This window comes from Bradyrhizobium iriomotense (assembly GCF_030160715.1).
Classification (GTDB): domain Bacteria; phylum Pseudomonadota; class Alphaproteobacteria; order Rhizobiales; family Xanthobacteraceae; genus Bradyrhizobium; species Bradyrhizobium iriomotense.
On the sequence record NZ_BSOW01000026.1, the window covers coordinates 125,283 to 142,954 of the forward strand.

15 protein-coding genes and 1 pseudogene are annotated in these 17,672 nt (G+C 64.9%); 8 read left to right on the plus strand and 8 right to left on the minus strand.

Annotated features, from left to right (window positions below):
• The first annotated feature begins 40 nt into the window (after nt 1-40).
• Nucleotides 41-889: a hypothetical protein gene (locus tag QQL28_RS31695; protein ID WP_284271828.1), complete on the plus strand. Its 849-nt coding sequence runs from the start codon at nt 41-43 to the stop codon at nt 887-889.
• A 59-nt stretch (nt 890-948) separates the two neighbouring features.
• Here QQL28_RS31695 and QQL28_RS31700 read toward each other — a convergent pair.
• Together QQL28_RS31700 and QQL28_RS31705 are read right to left on the minus strand one after the other, a co-directional pair.
• Nucleotides 949-1,434, minus strand: a pseudogene (locus QQL28_RS31700) (MFS transporter); the annotation flags it as partial.
• A 187-nt stretch (nt 1,435-1,621) separates the two neighbouring features.
• Nucleotides 1,622-1,879, minus strand: coding sequence for a DUF2798 domain-containing protein (locus QQL28_RS31705; RefSeq protein WP_284271829.1), 258 nt, complete (start codon nt 1,877-1,879; stop codon nt 1,622-1,624).
• Between the two features lie 299 nt (nt 1,880-2,178).
• Between QQL28_RS31705 and QQL28_RS31710 the strand changes: the two genes are divergently transcribed.
• The 5 genes from QQL28_RS31710 (at nt 2,179) to uraD (ending at nt 5,904) form a co-directional block, all read left to right on the plus strand.
• Nucleotides 2,179-2,571 carry a hypothetical protein gene (locus QQL28_RS31710; RefSeq protein WP_284271831.1) on the plus strand — a complete coding sequence of 131 codons (393 nt, stop codon included), beginning with the start codon at nt 2,179-2,181 and terminating at the stop codon, nt 2,569-2,571.
• 716 nt (nt 2,572-3,287) lie between these two features.
• Complete coding sequence (locus QQL28_RS31715) at nt 3,288-3,563, plus strand: hypothetical protein (RefSeq protein ID WP_284271857.1); 276 nt, start codon at nt 3,288-3,290, stop codon at nt 3,561-3,563.
• Between the two features lie 91 nt (nt 3,564-3,654).
• A complete protein-coding gene (locus QQL28_RS31720) occupies nt 3,655-4,068 on the plus strand; it encodes a DUF3830 family protein (protein ID WP_027528380.1) in 414 nt (137 codons plus the stop codon).
• 1 nt (nt 4,069) lies between these two features.
• Nucleotides 4,070-5,005: an allantoinase PuuE gene (puuE, locus tag QQL28_RS31725; RefSeq protein ID WP_284271832.1), complete on the plus strand. Its 936-nt coding sequence runs from the start codon at nt 4,070-4,072 to the stop codon at nt 5,003-5,005.
• A gap of 11 nt (nt 5,006-5,016) precedes the next feature.
• Nucleotides 5,017-5,904 carry a 2-oxo-4-hydroxy-4-carboxy-5-ureidoimidazoline decarboxylase gene (gene uraD / locus QQL28_RS31730; protein WP_284271834.1) on the plus strand — a complete coding sequence of 296 codons (888 nt, stop codon included), beginning with the start codon at nt 5,017-5,019 and terminating at the stop codon, nt 5,902-5,904.
• Here the strand turns inward: uraD and QQL28_RS31735 are convergent.
• Nucleotides 5,901-8,624 carry a molybdopterin-dependent oxidoreductase gene (locus tag QQL28_RS31735; protein ID WP_284271836.1) on the minus strand — a complete coding sequence of 908 codons (2,724 nt, stop codon included), beginning with the start codon at nt 8,622-8,624 and terminating at the stop codon, nt 5,901-5,903. The two genes, uraD and QQL28_RS31735, sit on opposite strands and share 4 nt — an antisense overlap.
• Nucleotides 8,621-9,448 (minus strand): FAD binding domain-containing protein, encoded by an 828-nt coding sequence (locus QQL28_RS31740; RefSeq protein ID WP_284271838.1) that lies wholly within the window; start codon nt 9,446-9,448, stop codon nt 8,621-8,623. Before QQL28_RS31740 ends, QQL28_RS31735 begins: the two co-directional genes overlap by 4 nt.
• 140 nt (nt 9,449-9,588) lie before the next feature.
• On the opposite strand from QQL28_RS31740, the gene QQL28_RS31745 reads away from it, so the two are divergent.
• On the plus strand, nt 9,589-10,935 hold the full coding sequence (locus QQL28_RS31745) for an 8-oxoguanine deaminase (RefSeq protein WP_284271840.1): 1,347 nt from the start codon (nt 9,589-9,591) through the stop codon (nt 10,933-10,935).
• A gap of 110 nt (nt 10,936-11,045) precedes the next feature.
• Here QQL28_RS31745 and QQL28_RS31750 read toward each other — a convergent pair whose 3' ends face one another.
• From QQL28_RS31750 to QQL28_RS31765, 4 genes are all read right to left on the minus strand, one after another.
• A complete protein-coding gene (locus QQL28_RS31750; RefSeq protein WP_284271842.1) occupies nt 11,046-12,122 on the minus strand; it encodes a BMP family ABC transporter substrate-binding protein in 1,077 nt (358 codons plus the stop codon).
• Between the two features lie 73 nt (nt 12,123-12,195).
• The gene (locus QQL28_RS31755) at nt 12,196-13,113 is read right to left on the minus strand and encodes an ABC transporter permease (protein WP_284271844.1); all 918 of its coding nucleotides are present in this window, start codon (nt 13,111-13,113) and stop codon (nt 12,196-12,198) included.
• Nucleotides 13,100-14,191: an ABC transporter permease gene (locus tag QQL28_RS31760; RefSeq protein ID WP_284271846.1), complete on the minus strand. Its 1,092-nt coding sequence runs from the start codon at nt 14,189-14,191 to the stop codon at nt 13,100-13,102. The genes QQL28_RS31755 and QQL28_RS31760 overlap by 14 nt, the downstream gene beginning before the upstream one ends.
• Nucleotides 14,175-15,746 carry an ABC transporter ATP-binding protein gene (locus tag QQL28_RS31765; RefSeq protein WP_284271848.1) on the minus strand — a complete coding sequence of 524 codons (1,572 nt, stop codon included), beginning with the start codon at nt 15,744-15,746 and terminating at the stop codon, nt 14,175-14,177. Before QQL28_RS31765 ends, QQL28_RS31760 begins: the two co-directional genes overlap by 17 nt.
• Before the next feature lie 566 nt (nt 15,747-16,312).
• Between QQL28_RS31765 and QQL28_RS31770 the strand changes: the two genes are divergently transcribed.
• On the plus strand, nt 16,313-17,422 hold the full coding sequence (locus QQL28_RS31770; RefSeq protein WP_284271850.1) for a hypothetical protein: 1,110 nt from the start codon (nt 16,313-16,315) through the stop codon (nt 17,420-17,422).
• The last annotated feature ends 250 nt before the right edge of the window (nt 17,423-17,672 follow it).

The following is a 17,672-nucleotide window of genomic DNA, read 5'->3' on the forward strand; positions in this document are numbered from 1 at the left end:
ACGCCCCTGGGGCGACATTGGGCTGGGGCAAGGAACGCCAATGAACTCCGTACCGAACACGACACAAATTGAACCGCGTCATGTGCTGTCCACACGCATGGACGAAGAGCTCACGCATACCTATGAGAAGATCAAAAGCGTGGATGAAGAGATCGCGCGCGCCAGCGAGCAGTTGTCCAGGCTGGAGCGCGACGACGCGCGCACCCGCCCGCCGCGCGGCCGGCCCGTTCTCCGCGGCCTCGTCGGCTTGGTGCTGGCCGGGGGGATTGGTACTGTGGCCTTGATCTCGCAATCATCCCGCGGTGATGAGGTCAGGCAGATGATCGCCGGCTGGGCACCGCTGCGTGCTGCGATGCCGTCGCCGTCGCAAGCACAGCCCGCGCCCGGCGTAGAGCCGAGTCCGACTGTTCAGTTGGCTCAGGCCTCGCCGGAACCGGCCGCCGTTCAGGCCGTTCCGGAGGCGGCCGCGCCGACCGCGACCACGCTCCCTCCGCAGGTGACGGAATTGCTCGAGAAGATGGCGGGCGATCTCGCCAACGTGCAGCAGGGCATCGAGCAGCTCAAGGCGAGCCAGGCGCAGTTGAAGGCGAACCAGGAGCAAATGTCCCAGGACAACCTCAGGGTTGCCGACGAGTTGAAAGCGAGCCAGGAGCAAATGGCGCGTCTTGTCGCCAAAACGCCTGACAACAAGGCGCCCGTCAATGCGCCTGACAAGACGGCCGGAAAGACGGCTCACCAGGCGTCCGATCCCAAGGCGGCTGTTGCCGCCGTGCCTGCTGCGCCGCGCCCGGCTGCGGCTTCGGCGCGCAAGCCGGCGCAGGCTGCTCCCACCCCGCATGCGGCGGTGCGACGGTCGGCTCCGGTGCAACTGGAGTCCGCAGAACAATAGTTGTCGGTAAGGCTCTTGATCTCGGCCCTTGCACGCCGTCCGTGGGGCGAGGGCTGATCTCATTCCAGCCGGTCGACCTGGCGCAGGATCGGGAACAGCTTCATCCACAACAGCGCCACTGCGATGGTGCCGATACCGCCGAGCAGCGCGGCCGGCATCGCGCCGAGCAGGGCGGCGACCATGCCACTCTCGAATTCGCCGAGCTGGTTCGAAGCGTTGATGAAGAGGAAGTTGACGGCGCCGACGCGGCCACGCATCGCATCGGGCGTGGCGAGCTGCACCAGCGCGACGCGGACGATGACGCTGATGGTGTCGGCCGCGCCCATGGCCATCAGTGCCGCGATCGACAGCCACACGGTTTGCGACAGCGCAAAGACGATGGTGGCAAGTCCGAACGCAATCACCGCCTGGAACATCCGCAGGCCCGCGCGTCGCGCGATCGGATGGCGTGCGATCGCCGCCGTCATCAGAAGCGCGCCGACGGCCGGCGCTGCCCGCATCATGCCGAGCGCGCACGGGCCGGCATGCAAGATGTCCTTGGCATAGGCGACGGTGGCGACGTTGTGAGCGAACTCCGAGAGCACGCTGGAGCCGATATAGAGCAGCAGCGGGCGATGCCGCGTCAGCGTCTCGGCCGGATTTGCGGCAGAAGCCGTTTGGTCTGAACTCATTTGATCCAAATTCATGCGAGGTGAGGCCAGAGACGGCAGGCGATGCCGCCATCCCTGCCGGTTAGCGGGGCGACTCCGCAGAGGGGGCGACCACGAGGGAGACGATCCGGCGGACCAGTGGCAGGACCACCAGCAACGTCGGAAAGGCGACGAGCCACGACAGTCCCCAGGCCGCTGGCCACGTCGCCAGGAAGAGAGGGGTTGGTCCGAGGCTCTTCAGTGTCGAGATGATCGACACCACGGCTGTCATGAGGACGGAAAGCACCAATGGCATGACGACAGGCGCATAGCGCGCCGGCAGTTTGCGAACCGCAATCATCTGGTCTCTTTGGGAAATGGACGCGTCAGTCACGTTGAACCCTGAAAAATGCATCGATCCCGACCGCGTCGGTTGATGCGTTGGTTCACGTGAAACGCTTACGGCACCGAGGAAAGGCGCGCCGGTTTCATAACGGCTCCGCTGAAATCGATCAAGCCGGATTTGGCGGTCAGGCTTACAATCGTTCAAATCGGCGCGGCGGATTGCCGCGATCTGGCAACCACATCGCTGGGTTGTGGGTTACATATCGTTTGCATATCTGGAATTTGGCTCTTTGAGCGCGAACAGAGGAAGCTCAGATGACGGATCAAGCCATGATGTTCTTGAAAAGCAGAAGCGTCCTGCTGGCTACGCTCGCTGGCCTCGCCCTCGTTGCGGCGCCCGCCGTGCCCTCGGCCGCGGCCTCACCCACGTCACGTTCGAAGGCTGCGACGGTTGCCCCGGCTTCGGCTGGTGCGACCGACTTCAGCGCCGCGCGGCGCCGCTACTACCGCCGCGGACCGAGCGCCGCAGGCCTCGCCGTCATGGGTGCCGCGACCGGATTGATCGCCGGCGCAATCGCCGAGCAGCGCCGCCAGGAGTATTATGAGAACCGCTACTATTACGGCAGCCCGGGTTACTATGGTCCCGGCTACGGCTATTACGGTGGCGGGCCCTACTACGGCGGCCCACGCTACTACCAGCCGTACTAAGGAGCGGCCAAAAAAGCCGCGATCAGGGTGTGCCAGCTGTCCGAATGCGAGTTGGCGGACGACGGGCCTCGCACCTTGCTCCGTCATTGCGAGCGCAGCGAAGCAATCCGGAGTGCCTCCGCGGCAAGATTCTGGATTGCTTCGCTGCGCTCGCAATGACGACGTGGACATATGGGAGCGCCAACTACTGGAGCGGAGTTCGCTGGTCGCCGGATCAACCTCGATCCAAAAGAACTCACCGCCCCGCAGGCGCCGAGAGCGAGCCGGTCGAGTAACGCCACCAGTCCAGCTCCCTCGGTTCGGTCGGCCAAACGGCGGCGTTAGAGTCGCGGAATGACTGGCTGGCTGGGGCAGGGACAGGCGCCTTGCGGACGTGGTGCCGCTGGTTCGCCGATGCCGTCTGGATTGTGAGCGCCGCCACCAACGTCGCGGCCAAGATGGCCAGTGCTGTTGTTCGCATCATCATTCTCCCTTGATCATTGTCGCTCGATCATTCCGGCTTGGCGACGGGTCGTTCCAGAGAAGCGTCTCGTGCCGGCGCCGCAGCTCTGGAGATAGCGATGCGTCTTGCCTGACATCACGGTTTCGGCCATCACGAAACGGCGAGCCGAAATTTTGGTCGCGGCCAAAAATTCGGCAATTGTGGCCGCTCGCCTGATAGACTCGCAGCGGGCGATCCGGTTCAATGGGACGAGTTGATGTATCGAGCCACGACGATGTGGAAGTATTTGCTGCTCCTTGCCCTGCTGACCTCGCCCGTGATGGCGCAGGTCAAGCCGTCTCCGAAGACCACGGCGGCCCGCCCGGATCCCTGCGCCCCGATCGGGCGCACCGCGGACGGCAAGCTGGTCTATTCCATGAAATGCGAGAACCTTCCGGCGCCGCCGCCACCGCCCCAGGCGGAACTGAAGGAGGCGCCGCCGCCCGCCGCCGAGCCGGAGCCCGAGACGCGGCGCAGCGGCATTCTCGGCTGGTCCTATGACCGCCGGTAGCGCGCACGCCACTTGCGCTCATGCCGCCGGAATGCTCTTTGCTTGAGAGTTCCCATTGGGGGGCCGACGCCCTCCCACCTAGAGAGATGAGATGAGCAAACTCGTTATCCGCGCCGGCGATTTCACCTTCGATGCCCGCTTCGAGGAGCAACTGGCGCCGAAGACCGTCGCCGCATTCCGTAAAGCCATGCCGTTCGAAAGCCATATCATCCATGTGCGCTGGAGCGGTGAGGGCGTGTGGATGCCGCTCGGCGACCTCGATTTCGGCGTCGGTTACGAGAACCACACCAGCTATCCCGCGCCGGGCCAGATCATCCTCTATCCCGGTGGCATCAGCGAGACCGAGATCCTGCTCGCCTATGGCGGCGTGCACTTCGCGAGCAAGATGGGCCAGCTCGCCGGCAACCATTTCATCACGCTGACGTCGGGTCTGGAGAATCTGGCGACGCTCGGCAAGAGCGTGCTGTGGAAGGGCGCCCTGCCGATCCGCTTCGAGGAAGTCTGATTTGTCGGAGCCCCGCTATCCCCGTGATCTTCGCGGCTATGGCCGCAACCCGCCGCATCCGCATTGGCCGGGCAACGCGCGGGTCGCGGTGCAGTTCGTCGTCAATTTCGAGGAGGGTGGCGAGAACAACATTCTGCACGGCGACCGCGCCTCGGAAGCGTTCTTGTCCGACGTGCTGGCCGCGCAGCCCTGGCCCGGCCAGCGTCATGCCAATATCGAATCGATGTTCGAATATGGCTCGCGCGCCGGCTTCTGGCGGTTGTGGCGGATGTTCACCGAGCGCAAATGGCCGACCACCGTATTCGGCGTTGCCACCGCGCTGAAGCGCAATCCGGAAATCGTCGCCGCGATGCAGGAGGCGGGCTGGGACATCGCGAGCCACAGCCTGAAATGGATTGAGCACAAGGACATGACCGAGGCGCAGGAGCGCGTCGAGATCACTGAGGCCATCCGCGTGCATACCGAAGCGACCGGTGCGCGGCCGCTCGGCTGGTACACCGGGCGCTCTTCGATCAATACCAACAGGCTGCTGACGGAAGAGGGCGGCTTCCTCTACCTCTGCGACTCCTATGCCGACGATCTGCCCTATTGGATCAAGAGTGCGGGCCGCAAGCAGCTCATCATCCCCTATACGCTCGACAACAACGACATGCGCTTCATCAACGCGCAGGGCTTTGCGGAAGGCGAGCAGTTCTTCACCTATCTCAAGGACGCCTTCGACGTGCTCTATGCCGAAGGCGAGAGCGCGCCGAAGATGATGTCGGTCGGCCTGCACTGCCGCCTGGTCGGCCGTCCCGGCCGCGCGGCCGGGCTAATGCGTTTCCTCGACCATATCGGAAAGCACGAGCGCGTCTGGGTGCCGACCCGATTGCAGATCGCGCATCACTGGCGTGACAATCTCGCCCATCTCGCCGACGACGCATTCGAGATCGGCTGAGGCAGGCGGCGATGTCGCAGCTGTCGCTGTCCGATCTCAACGCTGCAAGCAAGGCCGATTTCGTTGCGGCGCTTGCCAATATCTTCGAGCACTCGCCATGGATTGCCGAGCGCATCGCAGGCCAGCGGCCGTTCGCCGGCGTCAATCAGCTGTTCGCGGCGATGACGGCGGCGGTCGAAGGTGCGGCAGCGGAATTGCAGTTGGCGCTGATCAAGGCGCATCCCGATCTCGCCGACAAGACGCAGCGCGCGGCAGGCCTCACTGCAGACTCCAATGCCGAGCAGCACAGCGCAGGCCTTGATCGGCTGTCGGATACGGAATACGCCGCATTCGAGCGCGTCAACAATGCCTATCGTGCAAAGTTCGGCATCCCCTATATCGTCTGCGTGCGTCGTCACACCAAGGATTCGATCCTTCGCGATTTCGAGCAGCGGCTGCCGAACGATGCCGAAACCGAGACGCGACGTTCGATCGCGGAGATCTGCCGCATCGCCGCGTTGCGGCTCGACCAGCTCGTGGCCGCCGACGACCGCCTGAAGGTTCACGGTCGGCTTTCGACCCATGTGCTCGACAATCACAGCGGCAAGCCTGCGCCCGGCATCGCGGTCGAGCTCGTCGAACTCGCGGCGCTCGGCGAGAGCCGTGTGATCACGCGCGCGATGACCAACCTCGACGGCCGCACCGACCAGCCGTTGATCGGTGGCCGGCCCTTGCCGATCGGCCACTACGAGCTCCGATTCCGCGTCGGCAAATATTACGCCGAGCGCGGCGTGGCGATGTCGGACCCGCCGTTCCTCGACGAGATTCCACTGCGTTTTTCGATCGCCGAGCCGGAGGGCCACTACCACGTGCCGCTGCTGGTCACGCCCTGGAGCTATTCGACCTATCGCGGGAGCTAGCTACCGAACTTCGCGTGCAGCGCCGGGAACAATCGATCCGGCTTGAACGGCGTCGAGGTGAAGCGGATGCCGGTGGCGTCGGCGATTGCGTTGCCGAGCGCGGCGGAAACGGGATTGTAAGGGCTCTCGCTCATCGACTTCGCGCCCATCGGCCCGATCGTGTCGGAGGTTTCTGCGAAAAGCACTTCAGTTCGCGGCACATCGGCAAAGGAGGGCAGGTGATAGTCGCGGAATTTGGCGTTGATGATGCGACCAGTCGCATCGATCACCATCTCCTCATACATCGCGGCTCCCAAAGCCTGCGCCACGCCGCCCTCGACCTGGCCGCGGCACTGCATGGGATTGGCGACGACGCCGGCATCGGCCGCCTGCACGCTCCTGAGGATCTTCAACTCGCCGGTGCCCTTGTTCACCGCCACACGAAAACCCTGCACGTTGAAGGCGACCGAGCGCGGCGTGCCCAGTGAATTGCCGCTCGCGCCGAGCTGCTTGCCCTCTTCGCGCACGCTCCGCGCCAGTTCCGCAAAGGACATCCGCCTGACGCCGCTGACGACGGCATTGCTCTCGAGCGTGCAGGCCGCCGCGTCGCACAGCCACGCGCCGGCCGCAGCGGACTTCAGCTCACGCGCCAGATTCTCGGCTGCTGCCTGCGTCGCCTTGCCGGCGACAAAAATGCCGGCACTGCCATAGGCACCTGTGTCGTGGCCGCCATGCGCGGTGTCGGATTGCTTGAGGCGGATGTTGTCGACGGTGGTCGCGAGCGCGGTGGCCGCGATCTGCCGGTGCACCGTGCTGGTGCCGTTGCCGAACTCGGCGGTGCCGACCGTGAGATCGAAGCTGCCGTCGTCGTTGAGCGCGACCATCGCGTCCGCGATGTGTCCGGCCGGAGGCACCGTGTCGATCATGGTCAGTGCGATGCCCTCGCCAAGCAGCCAGTCCGCCGACAAATCCGGTTGGGGCGCGTCCGCTTGCATCGCGCGCTCGACGAGGTCGAGACACTGAACGAGCCCGTAGGAGCCATAGGCGACGTCGTGATACTCCGACGGCGGCGGCGACAGCATGGAATCGCCGGGCCTGACGACGTTGCGGCGGCGGATGTCGTACGGGCTGATGCCGAGCTGCTTTGCCAGCTCATCGATCGCCGCCTCCACCGCCACCAGCGTCTGCGGCAGGCCGTAGCCGCGAAACGCCCCCGCGGGCACTGTGTTGGTGTAGACCGCGACCGCGTCGACCTTCTTGTTCGAGCAGTTGTAGACGCTGATCGATTCGGCCACCGAATGGAACAGCACGGGGCCTGCATGATTGCCATAGGCGCCGGTGTTGGAGAGAACGTCGAGCTGGAGTGCGGTCAGCTTGCCGGCCGCATCGGCGCCGGCCTTGATGTGGACGCGCATCGGATGCCGCGTCGAGGTCGCGATGAACTGCTCCTCGCGCGTCAGCTCGAGCTTCACAGGGCGCCCGGTCTTCAGTGCCGCGAGCGCAAGGATGTCCTCGACGAACATCTCCTGCTTGCCGCCAAAGCCGCCGCCGACGCGGTCGCAGAAGACGCGGACCTTGTCCATGGGCAGATCGAAAATGTCGGACAGCGCGCGCCGGGTCAGGAACGGCACCTGCGTCGAGGTGCGGACGTTGAGCACGCCGGCGTCATCGCGCCAGGCAAGCCCGCCATGCGTTTCCAGTGCGGCATGTTGCACACGCTGGGTCGTGAAGGTGCCTTCGTAGGTGACGGCCGAATTCGCCAGTGCGCTCGCGACGTCGCCGAACTCGCCATGCGTCTCCGCGACGATGTTGCGCTGGGCGTCGGCGACGCGATGTTCGCTGGTGCGGTTGGGATGGATCACCGGCGCGCCCAGCGCCATCGCCTGCTCGGGATCGACGACCGCAGGCAAAATGTCGTAAACGACGTTGAGGCGCCGGCACGCGTCCTCCGCCGCGGCTTCGCTCTCTGCCACGACGGCGGCGACCTTCTGGCCGATGAAGCGGACGACATCATCGAGAACACGCGTGTCCTCCGGATCCATCCAGTCCTTCTCGTGTCGAGCGGTGGAGAACAGCCGGTCGGGCACGTCCTCATGCGTCAGCACCGCGCGCACGCCGGGAACGTTCAAGGCGGCCGTCTTGTCGATCGCGACGATCCGCGCGTGTGGATGCGGCGAACGCACGAGCTTGATGTGGAGCAGGCCATCGATCTCGGTATCGAAGGTGTAGCGCGCCTTGCCGCGCACGACGTCGGGGCCGGCGGGCGCGGGAAGGCTGCGGCCAAACGCGCCGCCGGCCTCGACGTCATCGTCGACATTGCTCTTGCCGTCGAGCGCATCCTCGATCGCGCGATAGCCGGTGCAGCGGCAGATGTTGCCCTTCAGCGCCGCACCGAGATCGGTGCGCTGCGCCTGGTTCAGCGACGCACAGGTCAGGATCATGCCGGCGGTGCAGAAGCCGCACTGAAAACCTTGTGCGTCGAGAAAGGCCTGCTGCATCGGATGTGTGCCGTCGCCGCCTAGTCCTTCGATGGTGGTGATCGCGCGGTCCTCGGCGCGGAAGGCCGGGATCAGGCAGCTATGCACGGGCTCGCCGTCGAGCAGCACGGTGCAGGCGCCGCAATCGCCGGCGTCGCATCCCTTCTTGACGCCGAAATGGCCGAGCTCGCGCAGGAAGGTCCGCAGGCATTGGCCCGCGCGCGGCGCCTGCGAAAACGGCTTGCCGTTGATCTCGAAGCTCATGGCCGCGCGCTATCCAGCAATTCGCGACGGATCTCCTCGGCAAGGCGCAGGGTCATGTGCTTGCGCCAGAACGGCTTGCCGTGGACGTCGTCGTGGTAGAGGTGGTCGGTGATCTCGTGCGCGATGGCTGCGCGCAATGCGTTCGCATCGGGCGGCTGCGGAAAGGACAGCCGGATGGGGCGCACGGTCGATGCAGTCACCGTCAGGTTCAGCACGCCAGCGCCATCGAGACTGCCGATCAACAGCGCCGCGGAGCGGCCGACCGGCGTCAGCGAGATCTGGCGGAACGCCGCACGGCGCTTCAGCGCCGCGAGGGGGATATCGATCTGCCGCAACAAATCGCCCGGCATCAGGCGATTGCGCTGGTTGCCGGTGACGAAGTCGAGGACCGCAAGCTTCTGCTCGCCGCCGCCGGCCTTCCAGATCGTGCTGATGCCATCGAGCGCCGACGTCAGCGAGATCATCGGACCTGCCGGCAGCGACATGCAGAGATTGCCGCCGACCGTCGCCGTCTTCCAGATCTTGAACGAGGCGAGGAAGGCGCGGCAACACTGGTTGATCAGCGGTGCGGAGAGCCACTCGGGCGGACAGGTCAGCGCGTCGAGCTCTGAGATGGTGCAGGTGGCCGCGATCGTCAGATGGGTGTCGGTGATGGTCAGCGCCGGCCACTTGAGGTCGGCGAGATCGATCAGCCGGGACAGATGGGCCTGCGGCTCCGAGAACAGCCAGGTTCCGCCTGCGAGCCAAGCATCACCTGCCGTCCAAACCGGCAGTTGCGCGCGGCTCTCCGGATGGGCCACCGACGTGATGGTATTCAAGTCCATGAGTACGCCAACGCCCTGAATCGGATGGATCGCCTGAAAAGGAGTCTTGCAAGTCCGGAGCCAAGTCGCAACAAGGACGCAAGCGGCTGGCCTTCGCCTTGCAGGCGAAAATGCCGGCCGACGTCAGGAGAAACGGGGTCATGGATAACGCAAAGCCGGTCTGGATCAAGGATCCGCTCGCCATCCTCGCCGACGGTGCCGAGCGCGGCATCGTGGTGCAGGATGGGCGGATCGTCGAGCTCGTACCCGCCGGCGGCAAGCCCGCGGTGGATGCCGCGATCTTCGAGGCGGGCGAGCATGTCGTGCTGCCCGGGCTCATCAACACGCACCACCACTTCTACCAGACGCTGACGCGCGCGCTGCCGGCGGCGATGGACCGCGAGCTGTTTCCCTGGCTCAAGGCGCTCTATCCGGTCTGGGCGCGGATGACGCCGGAAGCGCTCCAGCTCGGCGTCACCGTGGCGATGTCGGAGCTGTTGCTGTCGGGCTGCACCACCACGACGGATCATCACTACGTCTTCCCTGCGGGCCTGGAAGACGCCGTCGACATTGAGGTCGCCGTTGCGAAACGGCTCGGTGTCCGCGTGCTGCTCACGCGCGGCTCGATGAATCTGTCGCAGCGCGACGGTGGCCTGCCGCCTGATAGCGTGGTGCAGGACGAGGACACCATCCTCGCCGACAGCGCGCGGGTGGTCGCAAAGCATCACCAGCGCGGTGCGGATGCGATGGTGCAGATCGCGCTGGCACCGTGCTCGCCCTTCTCGGTGACGACGTCGCTGATGCGCGCCACCGCCGATCTCGCCGACAAACTCGACGTTCGCCTGCATACCCATCTCGCCGAGACCGAGGACGAGAACAGGTTTTGCGAGCAGATGTATGGCTGCCGCCCGCTCGACTATCTCGAGCAGTGCGGCTGGCTCAATGCGCGCACCTGGCTCGCTCACGGCATCTTCTTCAATGCCGACGAGATGAAGCGGCTGGGCAAGGCTAAGACGACCATCAGCCACTGCGCCTGTAGCAACCAGCTTCTCGCATCCGGCTGCTGCCCGGTCTGCGAGATGGAGGAGGCCGGCGTCGGCATCGGCCTCGGCGTCGACGGCTCGGCCTCCAACGATGCGTCCAACCTGATGCAGGAGGTGCGCTCCGCGTTCCTGCTTCAGCGCGCGCGCTATGGCGTGACGAGGATCAGCCACGAGGACGCACTGCGCTGGGCCACCAAGGGCTCGGCCGCCTGTGTCGGCCGTCCCGAGCTCGGCGAGATCGCCGTCGGCAAGGCGGCTGACCTTGCGCTGTACAGACTGGACGAACTGCGCTTCTCGGGCCATGGCGATCCGATTGCCGCGGTCGTGCTCTGCGGCGCGCATCGGGCCGATCGGGTGATGGTTGCGGGCAAATGGGCCGTGGTCGACGGGGCGATCCCGGGCCTGGACGTCGCCGATCTGATCCGCCGCCACAGCGCTGCGGCCCGCACGATGCAGGCTGGGTAGGCGGGCAGGATAGAGAAGAGGGGGCAACCACCATTGCCGGGTATTGGTGGCTACCCCCTCCAGACCTCCTCCGGGAGGGAGCAGGTGAACTTACCAATGCAAGAAGCGTGCTACTTGCCCGGGATCTTGTCGTCGATGCCCTTGACGTAGAAGTTCATGCCGAGGATCTGGCCGTCATCGAGGTGATCGCCGCCCTTGCACTCGACTTCCTTTCCGTCCTGCCCGACGACCGGGCACTTGAACGGATGCAGCTTGCCCGCGGTGATCGCTGCCTGTGCATCCTCTGCCATCTTTTTCACGTCGTCTGGCATGTTGGTGTAGGGCGCCATCGCGAACATGTGGCTGTCGAGCCCGCCCCAGGTGTCCTCGGACTTCCAGGTGCCGTCGAGCTCGGCCTTGACGCGGGCGATGTAGTAGGGACCCCAGGTGTCGAGGATCGAGGTGAGCTGGGCCTTCGGGCCGAACTTGATCATCTCGGAATCCTGGCCAAAGGCGAGCTTGCCGCGCTCGGCTGCGATCTGCATCGCCGCCGGCGAGTCCGTGTGCTGCATGATGACGTCGGCGCCCTGATCGACCAGCGCCTTGGCAGCGTCGGCTTCCTTGCCCGGGTCGAACCAGGTGTTCGCCCAGATGATCTTGACCTTGATGTTCGGGTTGATCGTCTGTGCCGCGAGGATCGTCGCGTTGATGCCGGAGACGACCTCCGGGATCGGGAACGAGCCGATATAGCCGAGCACGCCGGTCTTCGACATCTTGGCCGCGATCAGGCCCTGGATGTAACGGCCCTGGTACCACTTGGACGAATACGTCGACATATTCTTGTCGCGCTTGTAGCCGGTGGCGTGCTCGAAATGCACGTTCGGATACTTCTTTGCGACCTTCAACGTCGGATCCATGTAGCCGAAGGATGTCGTGAAGATCAGCTTGTTGCCGGCACGGACGAGCTGCTCGATGGCGCGCTCGGCGTCCGGGCCTTCGGGCACGTTCTCGAGATAGGTGGTCTCGATCTTGTCGCCGAGCTCCTTCTCGAGCGCCAGGCGTCCTTGATCGTGCTGGTAGGTCCAGCCGAGATCGCCAATCGGGCCGAGGTAAATGAAGCCGACCTTCAGCTTGTCGGCGGCGGAGGCTGCACTGACGCTCCCGGCGAGCAAGAGCCCGGTAGCCAGCGCAAGAAGTGTTTTCCTCATCATCAATCTCCAAACAGTCGGGGAAAGCCACACCGCGACGTGCGCGCCCCATCGCGCACGTCGCGGGAATCGATCAGCGGTCAGGCACGAACACGGTGCCGAGCGCGGCCGGCGCGGTCGAGCCGCCGGTGCGCGCGCGGGACAACAGAACCAGGACGATCACGGTCGCCAGATACGGCAGCGCCGACATGAATTGCGAGGGAATGCCGACACCCCAGCCTTGCGCATGCAGTTGCAGGATCGTCACCGCGCCGAACAGATAGGCTCCCACGACGAGCCGTCCGGGGCGCCACGACGCGAACACCACCAGTGCCAGCGCGATCCAGCCGCGGCCGGCGGTCATTCCGGGGATGAAGAACGGCGTATAGGCGAGCGGCAGATAGGCGCCTGCAAGTCCCGCGCAGGCGCCGCCGAACATCACCGCAAGAGTCCTGATGCGCAGCACCGGATAGCCGAGCGCATGCGCGGAGACGTGGTTGTCGCCGCAGGCGCGCAGGATCAGCCCTGGCCGCGTCTGGTACAGGAACCACCAGACGCCGACGATCAGTGCGATCGAGAGATAGACGAAGGCGTCCTCGCCGAACAGGACACGGCCGACCAGCGGAATGTCCGTGAGGACGGGGATGTAAAGATGCGGCGCCGGGGTGATGCGCTCGCCGACGAAGCCCGCGCCGATCAGGCCCGAGAGCCCAATGCCGAGGATGGTCAGCGCAAGCCCGGTCGCAACCTGATTGACCGCAAGGCCAAGCGCCATCAGCGCGAAGACCAGCGACATCAGCGTGCCCGCGACGATGCCGCAGATCGCACCGACGACAATCGAGCCGGTCAGCCATGCGCCTGCAAAACCGCAGGCCGCGCCCATGATCATCATGCCCTCGACGCCCAGGTTGAGGACGCCGGAGCGCTCGGTCACGAGTTCGCCCGTCGCCGCGATCAGCAGCGGCGTCGAGGCGGCGAGCACCGACAGGATGATGGCTTCAACCAGTTCCACGGGTCACCTGACGGTTCGGGAAGACCAGCCGGAAGCGGTACAGGATTAGAGAATCGCAGGCGAGCACGTAAAACAGCAAAATGCCCTGAAAAACCTTGGTGACATCCAGCGGGATCTTCATTGCGATCTGAGCCTGCTCGCCGCCGATGAAGGTCAATGCGAGGAAAAGGCCTGCAATTAATATTCCAATCGGATTCAACCGGCCGAGGAAGGCGACGATGATGGCGGTAAAACCGTAGCCGGGCGAGATGCCGGGTTGCAGATGCCCGATGGGACCTGCGACCTCGATGATGCCCGCAAGGCCGGCCAGCGCGCCCGAGACGGCGAAGGTCAGGATGATCAGCTGGTTGGCATTGAAGCCGCCGAACCGCGCCGCGCGCGGCGCGGCGCCGACCACGCGGATCTCGAATCCCTTGATGGTTCGTCCCAGCAGCACCGCCGCTGCAGCGACGACCAGGAGTGCGATGATCGAGCCGAGATGAAGTCGCCCGCCTTCGATCAGCACCGGGACCGTCGCCACCGGATCGAACTCGGCAGTGGTCGGGAAATTGAAGCCGTGGGGATCGCGCCAGGGGCCGCGTACGAGATAGTCGAGGAAGAGGTCGGCGACATAAACCAGCATCAGGCTGGTCAGGATTTCGCTGGCGCCGAACTTCACCTTGCAGATCGCCGGGATCAGGGCGTAGAGCGCGCCCCCGATGGCGCCGAGCAGCAACATCGCCGGCAGCACCCAGGCGCCGGCGTCGGTGCCCTGTGTCTTCACCGCGATCCAGCTTCCGGCGACCGCGCCGATCAGGAACTGGCCTTCGGCCCCAATGTTCCAGGCGTTGGCGAGATAGCAGAGCGACAGCCCGATCGCGATCATCACCAGCGGCGTCGCCTTCACCGCGATCTCCTGGAGCGAGTAGCCGTCCGTCAGGGGCGCGATGAAATAGGCCTGTAGCGCCAGCAGCGGATTTTTGCCGAGGATCGCGAAGAGGATGGTCATGGTCACGATCGTGAGGCCGATCGCGATCAGCGGTGAGACCAGCGCGATCGCGTTGGAGCGCTCGGCGCGCTTCTCAAGCACGAGCTGCATGCGCGACCTCCCTCTGGTCCAGGCTGCTGCCGCCCATCAACAGGCCGAGCCTTTCGCGTGTCGCTTCGCCGGCTGCGAGCGGCGCCGACAGCCGGCCATGAAACATCACGGCGATGCGGTCGGCGATCTCAGCGAGCTCGTCGAGATCCTGGCTCGTCACCAGCACGGCCGCGCCGCTGGCGGCGAGATCCAGCAGCGCCTGGCGGATGACGGCCGCCGCGCCTGCGTCCACGCCCCAGGTCGGCTGGCTGACCACCAGCACGGCCGGGTTGCGCAGGATCTCGCGGCCGACGATGAATTTTTGCAAGTTACCGCCGGAGAGGCTTGCCGCTTCCGGATCGCGCTTGGCCTTGCGCACGTCGAACGTCTCGGTCGCCTTGTCGACCGTTTTCAATGTGGCGGCCGTATCAATGAAGCCGTGCCTGACCATGCCGCTAGCGGCGTGGCCCGTCAGCAGTGCGTTTTCCGACAATCGCATGCGCGGCGCCGTGCCGTGGCCGAGCCGCTCCTCGGGGACGAACGCCGCGCCCAGCTTGCGGCGCTGGGTGATCGACAAATGTCCGGCGGCGATGCCTTCGATCACCACCGTGCCGGGGTCCTTCGACAGCCGCTCGCCCGACAAGGCGGCGAAGAGTTCGTCCTGGCCGTTTCCGGCGACGCCTGCGATGCCCAGGATCTCACCGCCCTTGAGCTCGAGCGAGATGTGATCGAGCCGCACGCCGTGCGGCTCGTCGGGCGCGAGCGTGAGATCGTTGACGACGAGCCGCGGCACCGTGGTCTGCCGGCCGGCAGCGGCCTTGACCTCCTTGATCTCGCCGCCGACCATCATGCGGGCGAGCGAGGCCGCGGTCTCTTGGCGCGGATTGCACGTCGCAACCTTCCTGCCGCCGCGCAGGATGGTGGCGGTGTCGCACAGCCGCTTAACCTCCTCGAGCTTGTGGCTGATATAGAGCACCGCGCGGCCTTCGGCCTTGAGGCGTTCGAGCACGATGAAGAGCTGGTCGGCCTCCTGTGGCGTCAGCACGGCGGTCGGCTCGTCCAGGATCAGGAATTTGGGATCTTGCATCAGGGCGCGCACGATCTCGATGCGCTGGCGCTCGCCGACCGACAATTGCCAGACCTCGCGCTTGGGATCGAGCGGCAGGCCGTAGGTCTTCGAGACCTGCTCCAGCCGCGCCGACATGTCCTTGAAGGATTCCTTGCCGTCGAGCCCGAGCGCGACGTTCTCGGCGACGGTGAGATTCTCGAACAGCGAGAAATGCTGGAAGACCATGCCGATGCCCCGGGCGCGGGCTTCCGACGGGCCGGACAGCACGATGCGCTCGCCCTGCCAGCGAATTTCGCCGGCGCTCGGCTGGATCAGGCCGTAGATCGCCTTGACCAGCGTCGACTTGCCGGCGCCGTTTTCGCCGAGCAGCGCGTGGATCTCCCTGGGAAAGATATCAATGTCGATCGATGCGTTGGCGAGGAAGTCGCCATAGCGCTTGGTGAGCCCGATCGTCTGGAGCAGCGGTCGCTCCCCGGTATGCAGGCTATTGGGCATCGCGTCTGACATTCGCCGTCACGTGGGTCGAGTAAAGGCCTCTGCCTCAATAGTGGGCTAGTTTGATCCGCCGCGTAAGTAGCGAAAAAACGTCATGCCTTGCTCAACGCTTCGGCAAACGAGGGGATTCGCCGCCCATTCGCGATTCTCGAGCGGAAGTTCTAGCGAGTCCGTAGTTGTGCGGTAAGTGTCTGTTGCAAATTTGTGACGGTTCAAACCAAATCGGAACCGCCCTGTGCAGCCTTGATGCCAAGTTGGGCAACCGACGTGCTCGCCTCGAATGCTTTGCGCCGGCACGGCGACGCCGCGGGTTCGGGTCCACCGCATCGGTTTTTGCTGGGCGCAAAAGGCAAATAAAAACAATCGGGAAACTCTGGCAAACGCTGGTGCGCCGCGCCGAGGCGAAGCGTGCTGCCGCGCATGACACTTGACGAAATTGTCCTGGTCCTCGCGCGCTTCGTGCTGAAACCTGCAGCAGGCGCTGAAAGAAGTTGAGGCTTCTCACCTCCGGCGAGCGGCGCAAGTGTCGCACCCAACGGGGCTTGATTTCTAAGCTTCATTCTCTGGGGGTGTTCAGGATGTCGTTTCGTTTCAGGGCAATTGCAGCAGCGGCGCTGTCACTTGCTACGTTGGCCACGGGTAGCTTGGCTCATGCCGCAGACTTGCCACCCGTCAAGGCCCCGAAGAAGGCGCCGGACCTCCCATTTTTCCTGGTGATCGACGACCGCGTGTCGTTCTCGTATATGCCGAAGGGCACCGACCCCGGCATGTGGAGCGTCAACCCGAACGGCACCATCAACGGCACCACCCCCAAGCAGGTCTATTCGTTCACGCACTTCGACCTCTGGGCTTACGGCACCAACTTCTTTACCATCTCGATGTTCAAGTCGGGGCATAACGACCCCGCCAGCCCCTGTGTCGCGCCCGGCGTGACCATCACCGGCGGCGCTGCCGACTGCGCGGGCGCGACCGAGATTTACGGCCTGTTCCGCTCGACTTTCGGCTGGAACGAGCTGTTCAATACCAAGGCCTTCACCGCCGGCCCGCTGCACAACATCTCGTTCGAAGTCGGTATGGACGGCAACACCGAGAACAACTTCCTCGCGCCCGCCAAGCGCGATGTCGTCGCCGGTCTGCAGTTCGCCTTCGATCTTCCCTACAAGGGCTACATCAACGTCGCGCCCTTGATGTACTGGGAGTTCTCGAACCACAACGCCTTCACCCAGTGCGGCCTGTTCGTCGCGGGGCCTGCGGGCGTCGTCTGCAACTCGGACGGCAATGTCAGCTACAACCCGACCTGGGCGGTCGAAATCAACTACTACATGGACCTCGGCTTCCTGCCGCCGAACATGCAGTATTGGTCGATCAGCGGCCGCGCCGGCTGGTATGGACCAAAGGGCGACTCCAACGGCCTTCCTGCGCTCTCGGGCGTCGGCCGGTTCTCCACGGCGTCCAAGACCGAGCTGAACAGCGAGCCGATCCGCCTGACCTTCGACGCCTCGAAGGCGGTCTGGGGTGACAAGTACTCGCACTTCGTCGACCTCTGGGTCGCCTACCGCTACTGGCAGAACAAGTTCGGCCTCGACCACAACGCCATGCCCGGCGTCTGCACCGTCGCCGCCACCGGCCAGAGCACCAAGACCTGCACCGAGTCCACGGTCTATGGCGGTGTCACTCTGAAGTTCTGATCGAGGCTCCTCTCAGCCAAGGATGGCGCCGTGCAGGAATGCGCGGCGCCATTTTCGTTTCCGGACGAGTAGCGGAAAGCGTAGGGTGGGTTAGCGAGCGTAACCCACCGCTTTGCTTCCGCATGTTGAGCAAGTTGGTGGGTTACGCCTTCGGCTAACCCACCCTTGTATTAGCGCGATCGCTTATGATGGTGCCGTTCCGTGAGGAATGGCCCAGCCCGGGTGACGGCCCGAGCTGGGTCGCCGTTCG